Consider the following 15296-nt stretch of genomic DNA (forward strand, 5'->3'; position numbering starts at 1 on the left):
CGGTTCACGCGGCTTTCGGTTTCGGCGGAAACTTCGGTGCGTGCAGACCCAGCTGCATGCCTTGGCGAACCATGGCCATGATGTCTTCATGGGCCACGTCGAACAGACGCTTGAGGTTCGGCAGGACAAAGTACAGCGGTTGCAGGATGTCGATGCGATACGGCGTGCGCATGGCTTCGAGCGGATCGAACGCCTGATGCTCAGGTTCGTCCGACAGCGAATAAACGGTTTCTTTTGGCGAAGACAGGATGCCTCCACCGTAAATGCGTTTGCCTTGCGGGGTGTCGACCAGGCCGAACTCGATGGTCATCCAGTACAGGCGCGCCAGGTACACGCGTTCTTCCTTGGTCGCCTGCAAACCGAGTTTGCCGTAGGTGTGGGTGAATTCGGCGAACCACGGGTTGGTCAGCAGCGGGCAGTGACCAAAGATCTCGTGGAAAATGTCCGGCTCTTGCAGGTAGTCCAGCTCTTCGCGGGTACGAATGAACGTAGCCACCGGAAATTGCTTGCTGGCCAGCAGTTCAAAAAAGGTCTGGAAGGGGATCAGTGCCGGCACGCGGGCGACCTGCCAACCGGTGGTCTCGCCAAGCACTTTGTTGATTTCGCCGAGTTGCGGAATGCGGTCGTGGGGCAGACCGAGTTTTTCGATACCGTCCAGGTACTCCTGGCAGGCACGCCCTTCAATCACTTTCAGTTGGCGAGTGATCAGCGTATTCCACACCGCATGTTCTTCGGCGGGGTAGTCGATAAAACCTTGCGCATCGGGCTCGCGGGCCACGTATTGCGTCTGCTTCATACTGCTCTCCTGCTAGGGGAATTCGTTCTTGTTATGTCCAGCGATGGATTCAGAATTACCTGAGAGCGATGTGGTTTGCAGTAGGTTGATCGCGATGCGCGTAGGAAAATTCGTCTGAATTTGTAAAATAATCGTTACGCTTTGACGGATATATCGCGTTTGCGGCTATTCATGGGTTTGAAAAGGCCGATGGCTGTCACATAATCTTGACAACTATCTGCGTGCCTCGGCAGAAAAATGGGCTCCGGGCGCACCGCAATACCTGTGGGAGTGAGCTTGCTCGCGAAAGCGCTGGGTCTGACACATCAATGCTGGATGTGCTGACGCCTTCGCGAGCAAGCTCGCTCCCACAGGGTCGGTATTCAACTCCCAATCTTGTCGGGCCTTATATATGCGCATCAAAGTCCACTGCCAGAACCGCATCGGCATCCTGCGCGACATTCTCAACCTGCTGGTTGCCTACGGGATCAACGTCGCGCGCGGTGAGGTCGGCGGTGAGCATGGCAACGCGATCTATCTGCATTGCCCGAACCTGATCAACATCCAGTTCCAGGCGTTGCGCCCGAAATTCGAGGCGATCGCCGGGGTGTTTGGCGTCAAGCGGGTTGGGCTGATGCCCAGCGAACGTCGGCACATGGAGTTGAATGCGCTGCTCGGCGCGCTGGAGTTTCCGGTGCTGTCGATCGACATGGGCGGCTCGATCGTGGCGGCCAACCGCGCGGCGGCGCAGTTGCTCGGCGTGCGCGTCGATGAAGTGCCGGGGATTCCGCTGTCGCGTTACGCCGAGGATTTCGATTTGCCAGAGCTGGTGCGCGCCAACAAATCGCGAATCAACGGCATGCGGGTCAAGGTCAAGGGCGACATCTTTCTGGCCGACATCGCGCCGCTGCAATCGGAGCACGACGACAGCGAGGCCATGGCCGGTGCGGTGTTGACCTTGCATCGCGCTGACCGCGTTGGCGAGCGTATCTATAACGTGCGCAAGCAGGAGCTGCGTGGTTTCGACAGCATCTTCCAGAGCTCGAAAGTGATGGCCGCCGTGGTGCGCGAAGCACGGCGTATGGCGCCGCTCGACGCTCCGCTATTAATTGAGGGCGAAACCGGTACCGGCAAGGAATTGCTTGCGCGCGCCTGTCACCTCGCCAGTCCGCGTGGGCAGTCGCCGTTGATGGCGCTCAACTGCGCAGGCCTGCCGGAGTCGATGGCCGAGACTGAGTTGTTCGGTTACGGCCCGGGCGCGTTCGAAGGTGCGCGCGCCGAAGGCAAGCTCGGGCTGCTGGAATTGACGGCGGGCGGCACGCTGTTTCTTGACGGTGTCGGTGAGATGAGCCCGCGTCTTCAAGTGAAGTTGCTGCGCTTTTTGCAGGACGGTTGCTTTCGCCGGGTCGGCAGTGATGAAGAGGTTTATCTGGATGTGCGAGTCATCTGTGCGACGCAGGTCGACTTGTCGGAGTTGTGCGCGCGCGGCGAGTTTCGCCAGGACTTGTATCACCGCTTGAACGTGCTCTCTCTGCACATCCCGCCGCTGCGCGAATGCCTCGACGGGTTGACGCCGCTGGTCGAGCACTTCCTCGATCAGGCCAGTCGGCAGATCGGTTGCACACTGCCGAAACTGGCGCCGGCGGCGATGGATCGCCTCAGTCATTACCACTGGCCGGGCAACGTGCGGCAACTGGAGAACGTTTTGTTTCAGGCAGTTTCGCTGTGCGATGGCGGCACGGTGAAGGCCGAGCATATTCGCCTGCCGGATTACGGCGTGCGTCAGCCGCTTGGCGATTTCTCGCTGGAAGGCGGGTTGGACGAGATTGTCGGGCGATTCGAAAAAGCGGTGCTGGAGCGGTTGTATTCCGAGCATCCGAGCAGTCGGCAATTGGGTAAGCGTTTGGGGGTTTCGCATACCACCATTGCCAACAAGCTGCGTGAATACGAAGTCGGCAAAGAGTCGGGCAGCACGTGATCGTTCCCACGCTCTGCGTGGGAATGCAGCCCGGGACGCTCCGCGTCCCAAAGCGGACGCAGAGCGTCCATTGAGGTATTCCCACGCGGAGCGTGGGAACGATCATTCGAGGGATTGCCGCCAAGCGGCATAACACCGCCGGTTTTTCGACTTCGATACATTTCAAATATCCCCTCGCCATCCCCCAAGTCCTTTGTTTACCGGGCCTTTGCCCGCCAGAAAAAAGTTGGTCTGCAAATTGCTTATGGCTCAGCAGTACAGCGGTGGGCGGCAAACGTCCGGCATGCAGAGGAAAGAGTGTGGACAAGTACCTTTATGTGGCAATGACCGGCGCCAGCCAGAACGCACTGGCGCAGAAGGCTCATGCCAACAACCTGGCGAACATCTCCACCAACGGCTTTCAGCGCGACCTGGAGCAGGCGCGTTCGATGCCGGTGTTCGGTGACAGCTTTCCGGCGCGTGCGTTTGCCATGAGCGAACGGCCCGCCACCGACTTCACCCCGGGCTCGCTGGTGCAGACCGGTCGTGACCTCGACGTCGCCGTCACCGGCAATGGCTGGATCGCGGTGCAGAACCCGAACGGCGGCGAAAGCTACGTGCGCACCGGCAGCCTCAACGTCGACGCCCTCGGCGTATTGCGCGCCGGCAACGGTATGCCGGTGATGGGCAATGGCGGTCCGATCGCCGTGCCGCCCGAGCAGCAGATCGAAGTCGGTGAAGACGGCACCATCAGTATTCGTGCGATGGGCGAAGGCCCTCGTGTCATGGCGGAGGTCGACCGGATCAAGCTGGTCAACCCGGACATTAAGAACATGAACAAGGGCCTCGACGGCTCGATCTACACCAAGGACGGCCAGCCTGCGCCGGCCGATGCCAACGTCAAACTGGTGTCGGGTTTCCTCGAGTCGAGCAACGTCAACGCCGTTGAAGAGATGACCTCGGTGCTGGCTCTGGCCAAGCAGTTCGAGTTGCACGTCAAGATGATGAACACCGCCAAAGACGACGACCAGGCCATGGCTCGGGTCTTGCAGATCAGCTAATTATCAGAACGTCGCGCCGAAAAACAGGCGCACGAGGAGAATCGAATGCTTCCGGCTCTATGGGTTGCCAAAACCGGTCTGTCCGCCCAGGACACCAACCTGACCACCATTTCCAACAACCTGGCGAACGTGTCGACCACGGGTTTCAAACGTGATCGTGCCGAGTTCCAGGACCTGCTCTATCAGATCAAGCGTCAGCCTGGTGCCCAGTCGACTCAGGACAGCGAACTGCCGTCGGGTCTGCAAGTGGGTACCGGTGTGCGTATCGTCGGCACCCAGAAAAACTTCACCGCCGGCAGCCTGCAAACCACCGAGCAGCCGCTGGACATGGCCATCGACGGTCGCGGTTTCTTCCAGATCCTGCAGCCGGACGGCACCACGTCCTACACCCGTGACGGTACCTTCCACCTCGATTCCAACGGCCAGATCGTCAACGCCAGCGGTTTCGCTCTGGAGCCGGCCATCGTCATTCCGAACGATGCCCAGACCTTCACCGTCGGCCGTGACGGCACTGTGTCGGTAACCATCGCCGGCAACCCGGCAGCGCAAGTGATCGGCAACCTGCAAACCGCCGACTTCATCAACCCGGCCGGTCTGCAAGCGGTGGGCAACAACCTGTTCCTCGAAACCGCTGCATCGGGTGCCCCGCAAGTCGGCACGCCGGGCCTGAACGGTTTTGGCACCATGCTGCAGAACACCCTGGAAACGTCCAACGTCAGCACCGTTGAAGAGATGGTCAACATGATCACCACTCAGCGCGCTTACGAGATGAACTCCAAGGTGATCTCCACCGCCGACCAGATGCTCTCGTTCGTAACGCAGAATCTGTAATCAAGTCTATGAGGCGGCCATGAGGTCGCCTGCAACACCGTGAGGTAGGGTCATGAATCGCTTTGTATCTGTTCTGGCATTGAGTGGGGTCGTCTCGCTCGCGGGCTGCGTCGCTCCGACGCCCAAGCCCAATGACCCTTACTACGCCCCGGTGTTGCCGCGCACGCCGCTGCCGGCTGCCGCCAATAACGGCTCGATCTATCAGGCCGGCTTCGAGCAGAACCTGTACAGCGACCGCAAGGCCTTCCGGGTCGGTGACATCATCACCATCACCCTGAACGAGAAGACCCAGGCGAGCAAGAACGCCAACTCGCAAGTGGCCAAGAACAGCAAGACCGGTATCGGTCTGACCTCGTTGTTCGGCGGCAGCGGTACCACCAACAACCCGTTGGGCGGTAACGATCTGAGTCTGGACGTTGGCTACAGCGGCGACCGCGCCACCAAGGGCGACAGCAAGGCCGCGCAGGGCAACACCCTGACCGGTTCGGTCACCGTGACTGTGGCCGACGTCTTGCCCAACGGCATCATTGCTGTGCGCGGTGAGAAGTGGATGACCCTCAACACCGGTGATGAGCTGGTGCGGATTGCCGGTCTGGTGCGTGCCGATGACATCGCCACTGACAACACCGTGTCGTCGACTCGTGTCGCCGATGCGCGCATCACCTACTCGGGCACCGGCTCGTTTGCCGATGCGAGTCAGCCAGGCTGGTTCGACCGTTTCTTCCTCAGCCCGCTGTTCCCTTTCTAGGTGGCGACTTTGAATTTCAAGAGCCTCATGCTCGCTGCGGCGCTGATGTCCGCAGCCTGTGGTGCCCACGCCGAGCGGCTGAAAGATATCGCCAGCATTTCCGGCGTGCGTTCCAACCAGTTGATCGGTTACGGCCTGGTGGTCGGGCTTAACGGCACCGGTGACCAGACGACGCAAACCCCGTTCACCCTGCAAACCTTCAACAACATGCTCTCGCAGTTCGGCATCAAGGTGCCGCCGGGATCGGGCAACGTGCAGTTGAAAAACGTTGCGGCGGTGTCGATCAGTGCCGATCTGCCTGCGTTCGCCAAGCCGGGTCAGCAGGTCGACATCACCGTGTCCTCGATCGGTAACTCCAAGAGCCTGCGCGGCGGCACCTTGTTGCTGACCCCGCTCAAGGGTATCGACGGCAACGTCTACGCCATCGCTCAGGGCAACCTGGTGGTCGGCGGTTTTGATGCCGAAGGGCGTGACGGTTCGAAGATCACCGTCAACGTTCCGTCGGCCGGCCGTATCCCGGGCGGTGCGTCGGTAGAACGTTCGGTGCCGAGCGGTTTCAACCAGGGCAACAGCCTGACGCTGAACCTCAACCGTTCCGACTTCACCACCGCCAAGCGTATCGTCGACAAGATCAACGACATGCTTGGCCCTGGCGTTGCGCAAGCCATCGACGGCGGTTCGATCCGTGTCACTGCGCCGCTCGATCCGAGCCAGCGCGTCGACTACCTGTCGATCCTGGAAAACCTCGAAGTCGATCCGGGTCAGGCGGTGGCGAAAGTCATTATCAACTCGCGTACCGGCACCATCGTCATCGGCCAGAACGTGAAAGTGTCGCCAGCCGCCGTGACCCACGGCAGCCTGACCGTGACCATCACCGAAGACCCGATTGTCAGCCAGCCCGGCCCGCTGTCCAATGGCCAGACCGCTGTCGTGCCGCGCTCGCGGGTGAATGCCGAGCAGGAAGCCAAACCGATGTTCAAGTTCGGCCCGGGCACCACCCTCGACGAAATCGTCCGTGCGGTGAACCAGGTCGGCGCGGCACCGGGTGACTTGATGGCGATCCTTGAAGCACTGAAGCAGGCCGGCGCGTTGCAAGCCGACCTGATCGTGATCTGAGGCCGACCATCATGGATATGCGCAAGAGCGGTATGGTCAGCAGCAGCGATTCGGGTTCCTACTCGGACCTCAATCGTCTGAACCAACTCAAGGTCGGCGACAAGAACAGCGATGCGAACATGCGCAAAGTGGCGCAGGAGTTCGAATCGCTGTTCCTTGGCGAAATGCTCAAGTCGATGCGCTCGGCCACTGAAGCGCTCGGCCAGGACAATCCGCTCAACACGCCAGCGGCCAAGCAGTATCAGGAAATGTACGACCAGCAGTTGGCCGTTTCCATGTCTCGCGAGGGGGGTGGTATCGGTCTGGCTGACGTGCTGATGCGCCAGATGTCGAAGAACAAACCGATGGCGCCGGGCGAGGCTGCTGCCGCGTCCGCGGCCAAGCAGGAAGAAGCCAAGGCCAAGGCCGCTGCCGTGGTGACGCCGATTGCCGCGGGCACTGTCGCCACCAATGGCCCGTTGTCGCGCCTCAATGGTGAGCGTCCGCTGTGGGCCTCGCGTTCGGTAAATGCACCGAACACCGATATTTCCCACCGCAATGACATGGCGTTGATCAATCAGCGTCGGCTGGCCTTGCCGCCGAAACTGGCCGATCGTTTGCTCGCAGGTCTGGTGCCGTCGGCGACGCCGGCGGCCGCCAATCAATTGCCGCAGCGTGCGACAACCGCTGCCACCACTGGCGCCGGCCCGTTGTACAACGGCGACTGGCTGGCCCGCGCCGAGACCGAGAAGGCCTCGGGCGGACAGATGCAGGTCTACGGTCGCGCCATGGCGCAGATTCCACTGGCGCCGGCGAAGAAAGCTTTCAGTTCCGCCGACGAATTCGTCAACACCATGCTGCCGATGGCCAAGGAAGCGGCCGACCGCATCGGCGTCGATCCGCGTTATCTGGTGGCACAGGCGGCGCTGGAAACCGGTTGGGGCAAGTCGGTCATGCGTGCCCAGGATGGCAGTAGCAGCCACAACCTGTTCGGCATCAAGGCGAGCAGCAACTGGAAGGGTGATTCGGCCCGGGCGATCACCAGCGAGTTTCGCAATGGCGAGATGGTCAAGGAGACGGCCGAGTTCCGTTCCTACGCCTCGTACAAGGACAGCTTCCACGATCTGGTGACTTTGCTGCAGAGCAATAATCGCTATCAAGATGTGCTGAAGTCTGCCGATAACCCAGAACAGTTTGTACGCGAGTTGCAGAAGGCCGGTTACGCCACCGACCCGAACTACGCAAGCAAGATTTCGCAGATTGCCAAGCAGATGAACAGTTTCCAAAACTACGCTGCGGCGGGTGTATCCACCACGCCTTTATAAGGCACAAGGTATAAGGTCTGAACCATGAGTTTGCTCAATATCGGGATGTCGGGACTGTCGGCCAGCCAGTCCTCTTTGGCTACGACAGGCAACAACATTGCCAACGTCGACACCGCCGGTTATTCACGTCAGCAAACCGTGCAGGGCACCAAATCCTCGCAGCAGTTCGGCACCGTGTTCATCGGTACGGGCACGACCCTGGCCGACGTGCGCCGGGTGTATAACTCTTACCTGGAAAGCCAGCTGCACACCGCTACTTCGCTCGACAGCGAATCGGCTGCTTACCTGGCGCAGGCCACACCGCTGGACTCGATGCTGTCGGACACCAACACCGGCCTGACCGGTGTGCTGCAGAAGTTCTTCACCACGATGCAGGGCGTTTCGACGTCGGCGACCGATGACACCTCCCGCCAATCGGTGCTGACCGGTGCGCAGGCGCTGACCAGTCGCTTCAATACCATCGCCAAACAGCTCAACGACCAGAACACCACCATCAACGGCAGCCTTGGCGACATGACGGCCCAGGTGAACAAACTGGCCACTTCGATTGCCAACCTGAACCAGAAAATCGGCGAGATCTCCACCAGTGGCGGTGCGCCGAACGATCTGCTCGACAGCCGTAACGAAGCCGTGCGCCAGCTCTCCGAACTGACGGGTGCACAAATCGTCGAGCGTGGCACCAGTTTCGACGTCTACATCGGCAGCGGCCAGCCGCTGGTGATCGGCAACACCACCAACACGCTGAGCATGGTCGCGAGCAAAGACGACCCGTCGCGCATGGCCATCCAGATGGATCGCGGTTCGAGCACCATCGACATCACCTCGGCGATGAGCGGCGGTGAAATCGGCGGCCTGCTGACTTACCGCAAAGAAGTCCTCGACCCGTCGCTCAACGAGCTGGGCCGCGTGGCGCTGGTGATCGCTGATCAGGTCAACAGTCAGCAAGCCCAGGGCATCGACAAGAACGGTGACTTCGGCGCGGCGATTTTCAACAACATCAACAGTGCCGCGCTGATCAGTTCGCGCAGCATCGCGCAGTCGGGTAACAGCACCGGTTCGGGTAACCTCGATGTCACCATCAAGGACACCGGCAAGCTGACCACCAGCGATTATCAGGTGACGTTCACCAGTGCCACTGACTACACGGTCAAGCGCTCCGACGGCACCGATCTGGGTGCGTTCAGCACGACGACCAATCCACCTCCAGTGATCGACGGTTTCACCCTCGCGCTCAAAGGTGGTGCGTTGAGCGCTGGTGACAGCTTCAAAGTCACGCCGACCCGCAATGCGGCGGCGAGCATCCAGACAGTGCTCACCGATCCGAAGAAAATCGCTGCGGCCGGTCCGTTGACCGGTGTGGCGAGCGCCAACGGTCTGGGCACTTTCACCCAGCCGACGCTCAACAGCAAAATCGATATCTACAACCCGACTGCCCAGGCTGACATGCAAGCGGCGCTGAAGAACTCGACGCCGGTCAAACTGGTGTTTGGTGCGGTCACCGGGGGCAGCCAGTCCTACACCTTTGTGGATGCCAAGGGCGGCCTCATCAGCAGCGGCACTATCGTTCCCGGTCAATCGAACACGCTAGACCTGAAAGTCGGCATCGTCGATGCCAGCGGCAACCCGGTGATGGACACCAGTGTTACGCCGAACGTGCAGAAGACATTCTCCGTACAGACCACCGTTGGCGGCACGCCGAAGTCCGGCGAAACCTTCACCATGAATCTCACCGGTGCGGCGTCTTCGGACAACCGCAACGCGCAATCGCTGGTCGCCCTGCAAACGGCGCAGACCGTCGATACCGGTTCGGCGAGCAAGGGCATCAGCCTGACTGACGCCTACAACAAGCTGGTGACCAACGTCGGTACCAAAACCGCCCAAGGCAAGTCCGACAGCGCCGCGACCTCGGCGATTCTGGATAACGCCAAAGGCGCGCGCGATTCGCTGTCCGGGGTCAACCTGGATGAAGAAACCGGCAACCTGGTCAAATATCAGCAGTACTACACAGCGTCTTCGCAGATCATCAAAGCTGCGCAGGAAACTTTCGCCACGCTGATCAACAGCCTTTAAGGAGTCGTAATTCATGCGCATTTCCACCGCCCAGTATTACGGCACGCAAGCGTCGGACTATCAGCGTAACTTCAACAAGGCCGTCGCCACCGCCAGCGAGGCGAGCAGCCTGCAGCGCATCAATACCGCCGCCGATGATCCGATCGGTGCCGGGCGCTTGCTGCAACTGGGCCAGCAGGCCGCGATGCTCGATCAGTACAAGACCAACGTCGACAGCACCAAAAGTGCATTGACCGTGCAAGAATCCACGCTGGATTCGATCACCACCGCGTTGGCCCGCGCCAAGGAACTCGCCCTGGCCGCCAACAATGGCACGGCCACCGACAAGGACCGCCAGGCTTACGCTTCGGAAATGGGCCAGATCCAGCAACAAGTGCTGGGTCTGATGAACGCCAAGGATGCCAGCGGCAACTACCTGTTCTCTGGTTCGAAGACCGACACCGCGCCGTATTCGCAGAATGCCGACGGCACCTACAGCTACAACGGTGACCAGACCACGATCAATCTGGGCATCGGCGATGGCATGACGATCGGCACCAACACCACCGGTTGGGCTGCTTTCCAGCAGACCATCAATACCGCGCGTACCAACGTCGCCATGACCGCACCGGCAGTGGATGACGGTCGCGTCGTACTGTCCAACGGCACGATCGGTACCGTAGCCACTTACAACTCCAAGTTCACCGCTGGCCAGCCGTATACCGTCAGCTTCCTCAGCAGCACCCAGCTGAAAATCACCGATGCCCTTGGCAACGACGTGACGGCTGAGGCGAGCCAGAACGGTTTGGTCAGCAACAGCAGCGGTGCCAACCAGACGGTCAGCTTCCGTGGCGTCGACATGAAGCTGAACATCAACCTGAAGGCTGGTGATACCAACCCGGACGCGGTCATTGCCGGCCACAGCTTCCAGTTGTCCACCGCGCCTGACTCGTTCACTACCACGCGCAGCCCGGGTAACCCGTCGACCGCCGTGATTACCGGTTCGAGCATCACTGACCAGGCAGCGTACACCGCGGCATTCCCGCAGGGCGGCGCCGTTCTCAAGTTCACCAGCGCCACCGCATTCGATCTGTATGCCGCGCCGGTGACTGCGGACAGCAAACCGGTGTCCTCGGGCACTGTGGCCGGTAGCAACGCCACGGCGGCAGGCGTGACCTTTGCTCTGGGCAGCGCACCGGCCACGGGTGATCAGTTCTCGATCCGCCCAAATGATCACCAGACCCAGAACGTGCTCGACACCCTCGGTCAGATGATTACTGCTCTGAATACACCGATCGATGGTGATCCGGTGGCCAAGCAGAAATTCCAGGGCGCCATGGAGGCGGGCCTCGGCAACATCGACGCGGCCAACAATCAAATCGGCGCTGCGGTGACCGAGATTGGTGCTCGTGGTCAGGCGCTGGAAATGCAAGCCACCACCAATGACAGTCTGAGCACCGCGAATACCACCACGCAAGGTTCCATTCGCGATTCGGATCCGGCTGAAGTGATGACGCGACTGACCCTGCAGCAGACCATGCTGCAAGCTTCGCAGCTTGCGTTCAGCAAGATCAGCCAGTTGGGTCTGTTCAACAAGATCTGATCCTCAACGGGCGCGTAAGCGCCCGTTTACCCTGCCACTCAGTCATGTTTTTTAGCGGTATCAAGGGCTCGCTTTTCCGAGCGGGCTCGCACCGCCTGTGAGCCCGCCGTGAATTCACTCCCTCTTGTCAGTCTTGTCATTCCCGCCTTCAATCCGCGCTTCTTCGAGCGGACGCTGAACAGCGCTGTCAGCCAGAATTACGCCAATCTTGAAATCATCGTGTGCGATGACAATCGTGGCGACGAGATTGAAGACATCGTTACGCGGGTGACGGAACAGACCGGCTTTGCCGTGCGTTACGTGCGCAACCCACGAACGCTGGGACTGGTCGGTAACCTGAAGGCCTGCCTTGAGCAAGCCCGGGGCGAGTTCATCAAATTCCTGTGTGACGATGACCTGCTGTATTCGGCCTGTATCGAACAGCAAGCCCACGAGCTGCGGCGTGACGAAGTCAGTCTGGTGGTAGCGCAACGGTTGTTGTGGGATGCCAACGACATCATCCTGCCCGCACGTCTGGAAAACAGCTCATTGTCGCCGGCCAGTGGCTTGCTCAAAGGCGACGATGTACTGAGCATCTTTGAAAAATTCCCGGTCAACGTACTGGGTGGATTCAGTAGTGCGCTGTTTCGCCGTAGCGATGTTGTGGAGCTTTTGCCAGCCTTGACCGAGGAGGGTGCCTGCTTCGTTGCGACGCTGGATTTTGCCTTGTACGTCTGTCTGTTGCGGCGCGGCAATCTGGTGGTCTCCAACAACGTACTGAGTGCCGAGCGTCTCTACCCCGAGCGTCTGAGCGCGCAGCAACCGATGAAAGACGCGGCGGAGATCGAGCGCGAGTGGATCTCGCAAATGCTCAAGGTCCGCAGCGGCGAGTCGGCACCGGCGCCGGGCTGGGTGCGTTATGTGCCGTTGACCAAGGCCGATGAGACACCTCGGGTCTGGGAAGAACTGCCGCTGAGCCGTACCCTCGGCACCAAGCAGAGCCGTCAGGAGCTAGGGGTCGGAGTCGACAGCTTCAGTTTTGGCGAACTCTATGCACAATGGCTGGCGGTTCGGGTGTTGACCGAGGCGCAGCGCCAATGGCTGCCGGAAACCCTCGCTGGCTGGCCGTACCGACCGCGCATCGTACCGATCATCATTGATCCCCAAGGCAGTCGCGATGGCCTGAAGCGCACCCTTGCGGCACTCGCCGCTCAGGATTACCCGCCGGAGCTGGTTCTGCTGCTGTCCACGGCTTGCAGCGAGGCGAAGCTGGACGATCGGGTGTTCCACATGCCGTTGCAGGGTGACGGCCTGGAGCAGATCAACGCTCTGCTGCCGCAACTGGAAGGCGCCGACTGGTTTTATCTGTTGCAGCCAGGTGACTGCCCGGTGGCGCCAGCATTGTTGGTGATGGCCGATCGCATTGCGCACGCAAGCTCATTGACATGCCTGTACAGCGACGAAGGCAGTCTGCGCGATGGTGAGTCGGCCGAGCCTGCGTTCAAGCCGGATTTCAACCTCGACCTTATGCGCAGCTACCCTTACGTCGGACGTGCGCTGGCGTTCCAGCGCGAACGGTTCCTGGCGCTTGGTGGTTTTACCTCGACGTTCGCCGAACTCGCGCCCCACGATGTGCTGTGGCGCATGGTTGAAAGCGATGGCCTGCAAGTCGTCGGGCACATTGCTGAAGTGTTGCTGGAGTCGAAATTCGATCTGTCGCAATGGCTCACTGATCCTGGCGTTGCGCAGCAAAGTCCGCGAATCCTCGAAGCGCATCTGCAACGCCTTGGCATTGCTCACGACATTCGCGACCGTAACGGCGGGCTGCTCAATCGTGTCGACTATCAGCATGCCCGGCGCCCATTGGTGTCGGTGGTCATTGTCACGCAGGACCAGACGGCTGCCTTGCAACGCTGCGTCGAGACATTGCTGGAAAAGACCGACTACACCGAGTACGAATTGCTCTTGGTCGATAACGGCAGCGAAAGCGCTGAAGCGTTGGCTTGGCTGGACGGTATGGCACAACTGGGCAGCGAGCGGATTCGCGTGCTGAGCTACCCGCAAAAGGGTAACGCAGCAGCGGTGCACAACTATGCCGTCAGCCAGGCGCGCGGTGAGTATGTGTTGATGCTCAACGCCTTTGCGGTGATCACCCGGAACGACTGGCTCGACGAACTGCTCAATCATGCGCAACGCCCGGAAGTCGGGGTGGTTGGCGCCAAGTTGTTCAATCCGGACGGCGGCGTGCTGCACGCCGGGCTGATTCTTGGCTTGAACGGGCCGGTCGGGTTGCCGTTCTATGGCCAGCCGATGCAGTCGGAAGGGTACATGCATCGCCTGCAGGCGGTGCATGACCTGAGTGCCGTCGGCGGTGATTGCCTGATGATTCGCAAGTCGGTGTTCGCAGCCGCCGGCGGGCTGGACGAGCAGGACCTCAAACAAACGCTCAATGTCGTGGACCTGTGTCTGCGCGTTGGCCGCGACGGTTATCTGGTGGTGTTGAACCCCAATGCGATCCTGGCTGTGGGTGCGCGGCCAAATGCGATGGCGACACCGGAGGAAGAAGCGCTGCACACCGAGGAGCGGGACACGTTTTACCAGCGCTGGTTGCCGCTGGTGGCGCGAGACCCGGCCTACAACGTCAACCTGACGTTGCAGGGCGTGGGCGCCACCAACTTCAGTCTGGAGCCGGGACTGCGCACGGGGTGGAGTGCATTCTCCAAGGCGCAGTTGCCCAATCTGCTGGTGGTGCCGATCAACGCTTCGGCCATCGGCCATTACCGCATGAGCCAGCCGATGATCGAGCTGGAAGCGGCCAATCGGGCTGAAGGGCGCATTTGCTACGGCTTGCCGTCGATCATCGACATCGAACGTCAGTCGCCTGATGTGATCGTTCTGCAAGGGCGCTACTCGGAGTACGCCATCGATGAAATCCCACCGCTGAAAAAGTACTTCAACGCTCGACGGATCTTCGAACTCGACGACTACGTCATCGACGTTCCCCACCGCAACGCGCACATACGCAACATGCCGAGCAAGCAGGACATGGAGCGCATGGTGCGCCGTGCGATCGGGCTGTGTGATCGTGCGGTCGTATCCACCGCGCCGCTGGCTAATGTGCTGTCGGACATGCACCACGACATTCGTGTCGTCCCTAACATGTTGGCCAAGGACTTGTGGGGCCACCTGCGCAGCCAGCGTCGGACCTCGAAGAAACCGCGGGTCGGCTGGGGCGGCGGCACCAGTCACCACGGTGATCTGGCGGTGATCGCCGAGGTCGTTCGTGAACTGGCCAATGAAGTCGACTGGGTGTTTTTCGGCATGTGCCCGGATGATTTGCGTCCCTACATGCATGAGTTCCACGGTGTCATCGGTCTGGACGTGTACCCGGCAAAACTGGCCAGTCTCAACCTCGATCTCGCGTTGGCGCCGCTGGAGTTCCATATCTTCAACGACTGCAAGAGCAACTTGCGGCTACTGGAATACGGCGCCTGCGGTTACCCGGTGATCTGTACGGATACCGAGGCCTATCGCGGTTATTTGCCGTGCACGCGGATCAAGACCAACAGTACGGATGAATGGCTGCAAGCGATCCGTATGCACTTGGCCGATCCGGATGCCAGTTATCGCATGGGCGATGAATTGCGTGAGGTGGTGTTGCGCGATTACGTGTTGCGCGGCGATAACTTGCGCTACTGGGAATACGGCTGGCTGGCGGATTGATCGAGCCGGGCTTGGCGGCCTTTGGGCCGACCAGGCTCTTGGGGTTTTGGGGGTGTATCCGTTGCTGCGGGGGTTGCTGATTAGGGTTCCGCCCTTACGGCGGGTCACTTTTTACAAACGCCTAAAAAGTAACCAAAAACGCTTGCTCCT

10 protein-coding genes are annotated in these 15296 nt (G+C 60.4%); 9 read left to right on the forward strand and 1 reads right to left on the reverse strand.

Going from position 1 to position 15296, the window contains the following annotated elements:
• Positions 1–4: 4 nt before the first annotated feature.
• Entirely contained in the window at positions 5–796 is a 792-nt protein-coding gene (phhA, locus tag BMY54_RS25260) for a phenylalanine 4-monooxygenase (RefSeq protein ID WP_007965510.1), read from the reverse strand.
• Positions 797–1187: 391 nt separating this feature from the next.
• Here phhA and BMY54_RS25265 point away from each other — a divergent pair, with 391 nt between their 5' ends.
• The 9 genes from BMY54_RS25265 to BMY54_RS25305 all read left to right on the forward strand — a co-directional run bounded on the left by BMY54_RS25265 (position 1188) and on the right by BMY54_RS25305 (position 15146).
• On the forward strand, positions 1188–2753 hold the full coding sequence (locus tag BMY54_RS25265; RefSeq protein WP_093439572.1) for a sigma-54-dependent transcriptional regulator: 1566 nt from the start codon (positions 1188–1190) through the stop codon (positions 2751–2753).
• Between the two features lie 299 nt (positions 2754–3052).
• On the forward strand, positions 3053–3793 hold the full coding sequence (locus BMY54_RS25270; protein WP_093439577.1) for a flagellar basal body rod protein FlgF: 741 nt from the start codon (positions 3053–3055) through the stop codon (positions 3791–3793).
• 45 nt (positions 3794–3838) lie between these two features.
• Complete coding sequence (gene flgG / locus BMY54_RS25275; protein WP_016984271.1) at positions 3839–4624, forward strand: flagellar basal-body rod protein FlgG; 786 nt, start codon at positions 3839–3841, stop codon at positions 4622–4624.
• Between the two features lie 52 nt (positions 4625–4676).
• A complete protein-coding gene (gene flgH, locus BMY54_RS25280; protein ID WP_034153262.1) occupies positions 4677–5372 on the forward strand; it encodes a flagellar basal body L-ring protein FlgH in 696 nt (231 codons plus the stop codon).
• Between the two features lie 27 nt (positions 5373–5399).
• A complete protein-coding gene (locus tag BMY54_RS25285; protein WP_093439582.1) occupies positions 5400–6488 on the forward strand; it encodes a flagellar basal body P-ring protein FlgI in 1089 nt (362 codons plus the stop codon).
• Between the two features lie 11 nt (positions 6489–6499).
• Positions 6500–7792, forward strand: a complete 1293-nt coding sequence (flgJ, locus tag BMY54_RS25290) for a flagellar assembly peptidoglycan hydrolase FlgJ (RefSeq protein ID WP_093439586.1) — start codon at positions 6500–6502, stop codon at positions 7790–7792.
• A 24-nt stretch (positions 7793–7816) separates the two neighbouring features.
• A complete protein-coding gene (flgK, locus tag BMY54_RS25295; RefSeq protein WP_093439590.1) occupies positions 7817–9862 on the forward strand; it encodes a flagellar hook-associated protein FlgK in 2046 nt (681 codons plus the stop codon).
• Positions 9863–9875: 13 nt separating this feature from the next.
• Positions 9876–11444, forward strand: a complete 1569-nt coding sequence (locus tag BMY54_RS25300; protein WP_093439595.1) for a flagellar hook-associated protein 3 — start codon at positions 9876–9878, stop codon at positions 11442–11444.
• A 108-nt stretch (positions 11445–11552) separates the two neighbouring features.
• A complete protein-coding gene (locus BMY54_RS25305; protein WP_093439600.1) occupies positions 11553–15146 on the forward strand; it encodes a glycosyltransferase in 3594 nt (1197 codons plus the stop codon).
• Positions 15147–15296 lie beyond the last annotated feature (150 nt).

The organism is Pseudomonas sp. ok266 (assembly GCF_900110195.1).
GTDB classification, from domain to species: domain Bacteria; phylum Pseudomonadota; class Gammaproteobacteria; order Pseudomonadales; family Pseudomonadaceae; genus Aquipseudomonas; species Aquipseudomonas neuropathica.

Excerpts from the sequence above, each read along its gene's own strand:
- BMY54_RS25300 (WP_093439595.1), top strand. The coding sequence starts at position 9,876 with ATGCGCATTTCCACCGCCCAGTATTACGGCACGCAAGCGTCGGACTAT.
- flgJ (WP_093439586.1), top strand. The coding sequence starts at position 6,500 with ATGGATATGCGCAAGAGCGGTATGGTCAGCAGCAGCGATTCGGGTTCC.
- BMY54_RS25285 (WP_093439582.1), top strand. The coding sequence starts at position 5,400 with ATGCTCGCTGCGGCGCTGATGTCCGCAGCCTGTGGTGCCCACGCCGAG.
- flgG (WP_016984271.1), top strand. The coding sequence starts at position 3,839 with ATGCTTCCGGCTCTATGGGTTGCCAAAACCGGTCTGTCCGCCCAGGAC.
- BMY54_RS25265 (WP_093439572.1), top strand. The coding sequence starts at position 1,188 with ATGCGCATCAAAGTCCACTGCCAGAACCGCATCGGCATCCTGCGCGAC.
- flgK (WP_093439590.1), top strand. The coding sequence starts at position 7,817 with ATGAGTTTGCTCAATATCGGGATGTCGGGACTGTCGGCCAGCCAGTCC.
- flgH (WP_034153262.1), top strand. The coding sequence starts at position 4,677 with ATGAATCGCTTTGTATCTGTTCTGGCATTGAGTGGGGTCGTCTCGCTC.
- phhA (WP_007965510.1), bottom strand. The coding sequence starts at position 796 with ATGAAGCAGACGCAATACGTGGCCCGCGAGCCCGATGCGCAAGGTTTT.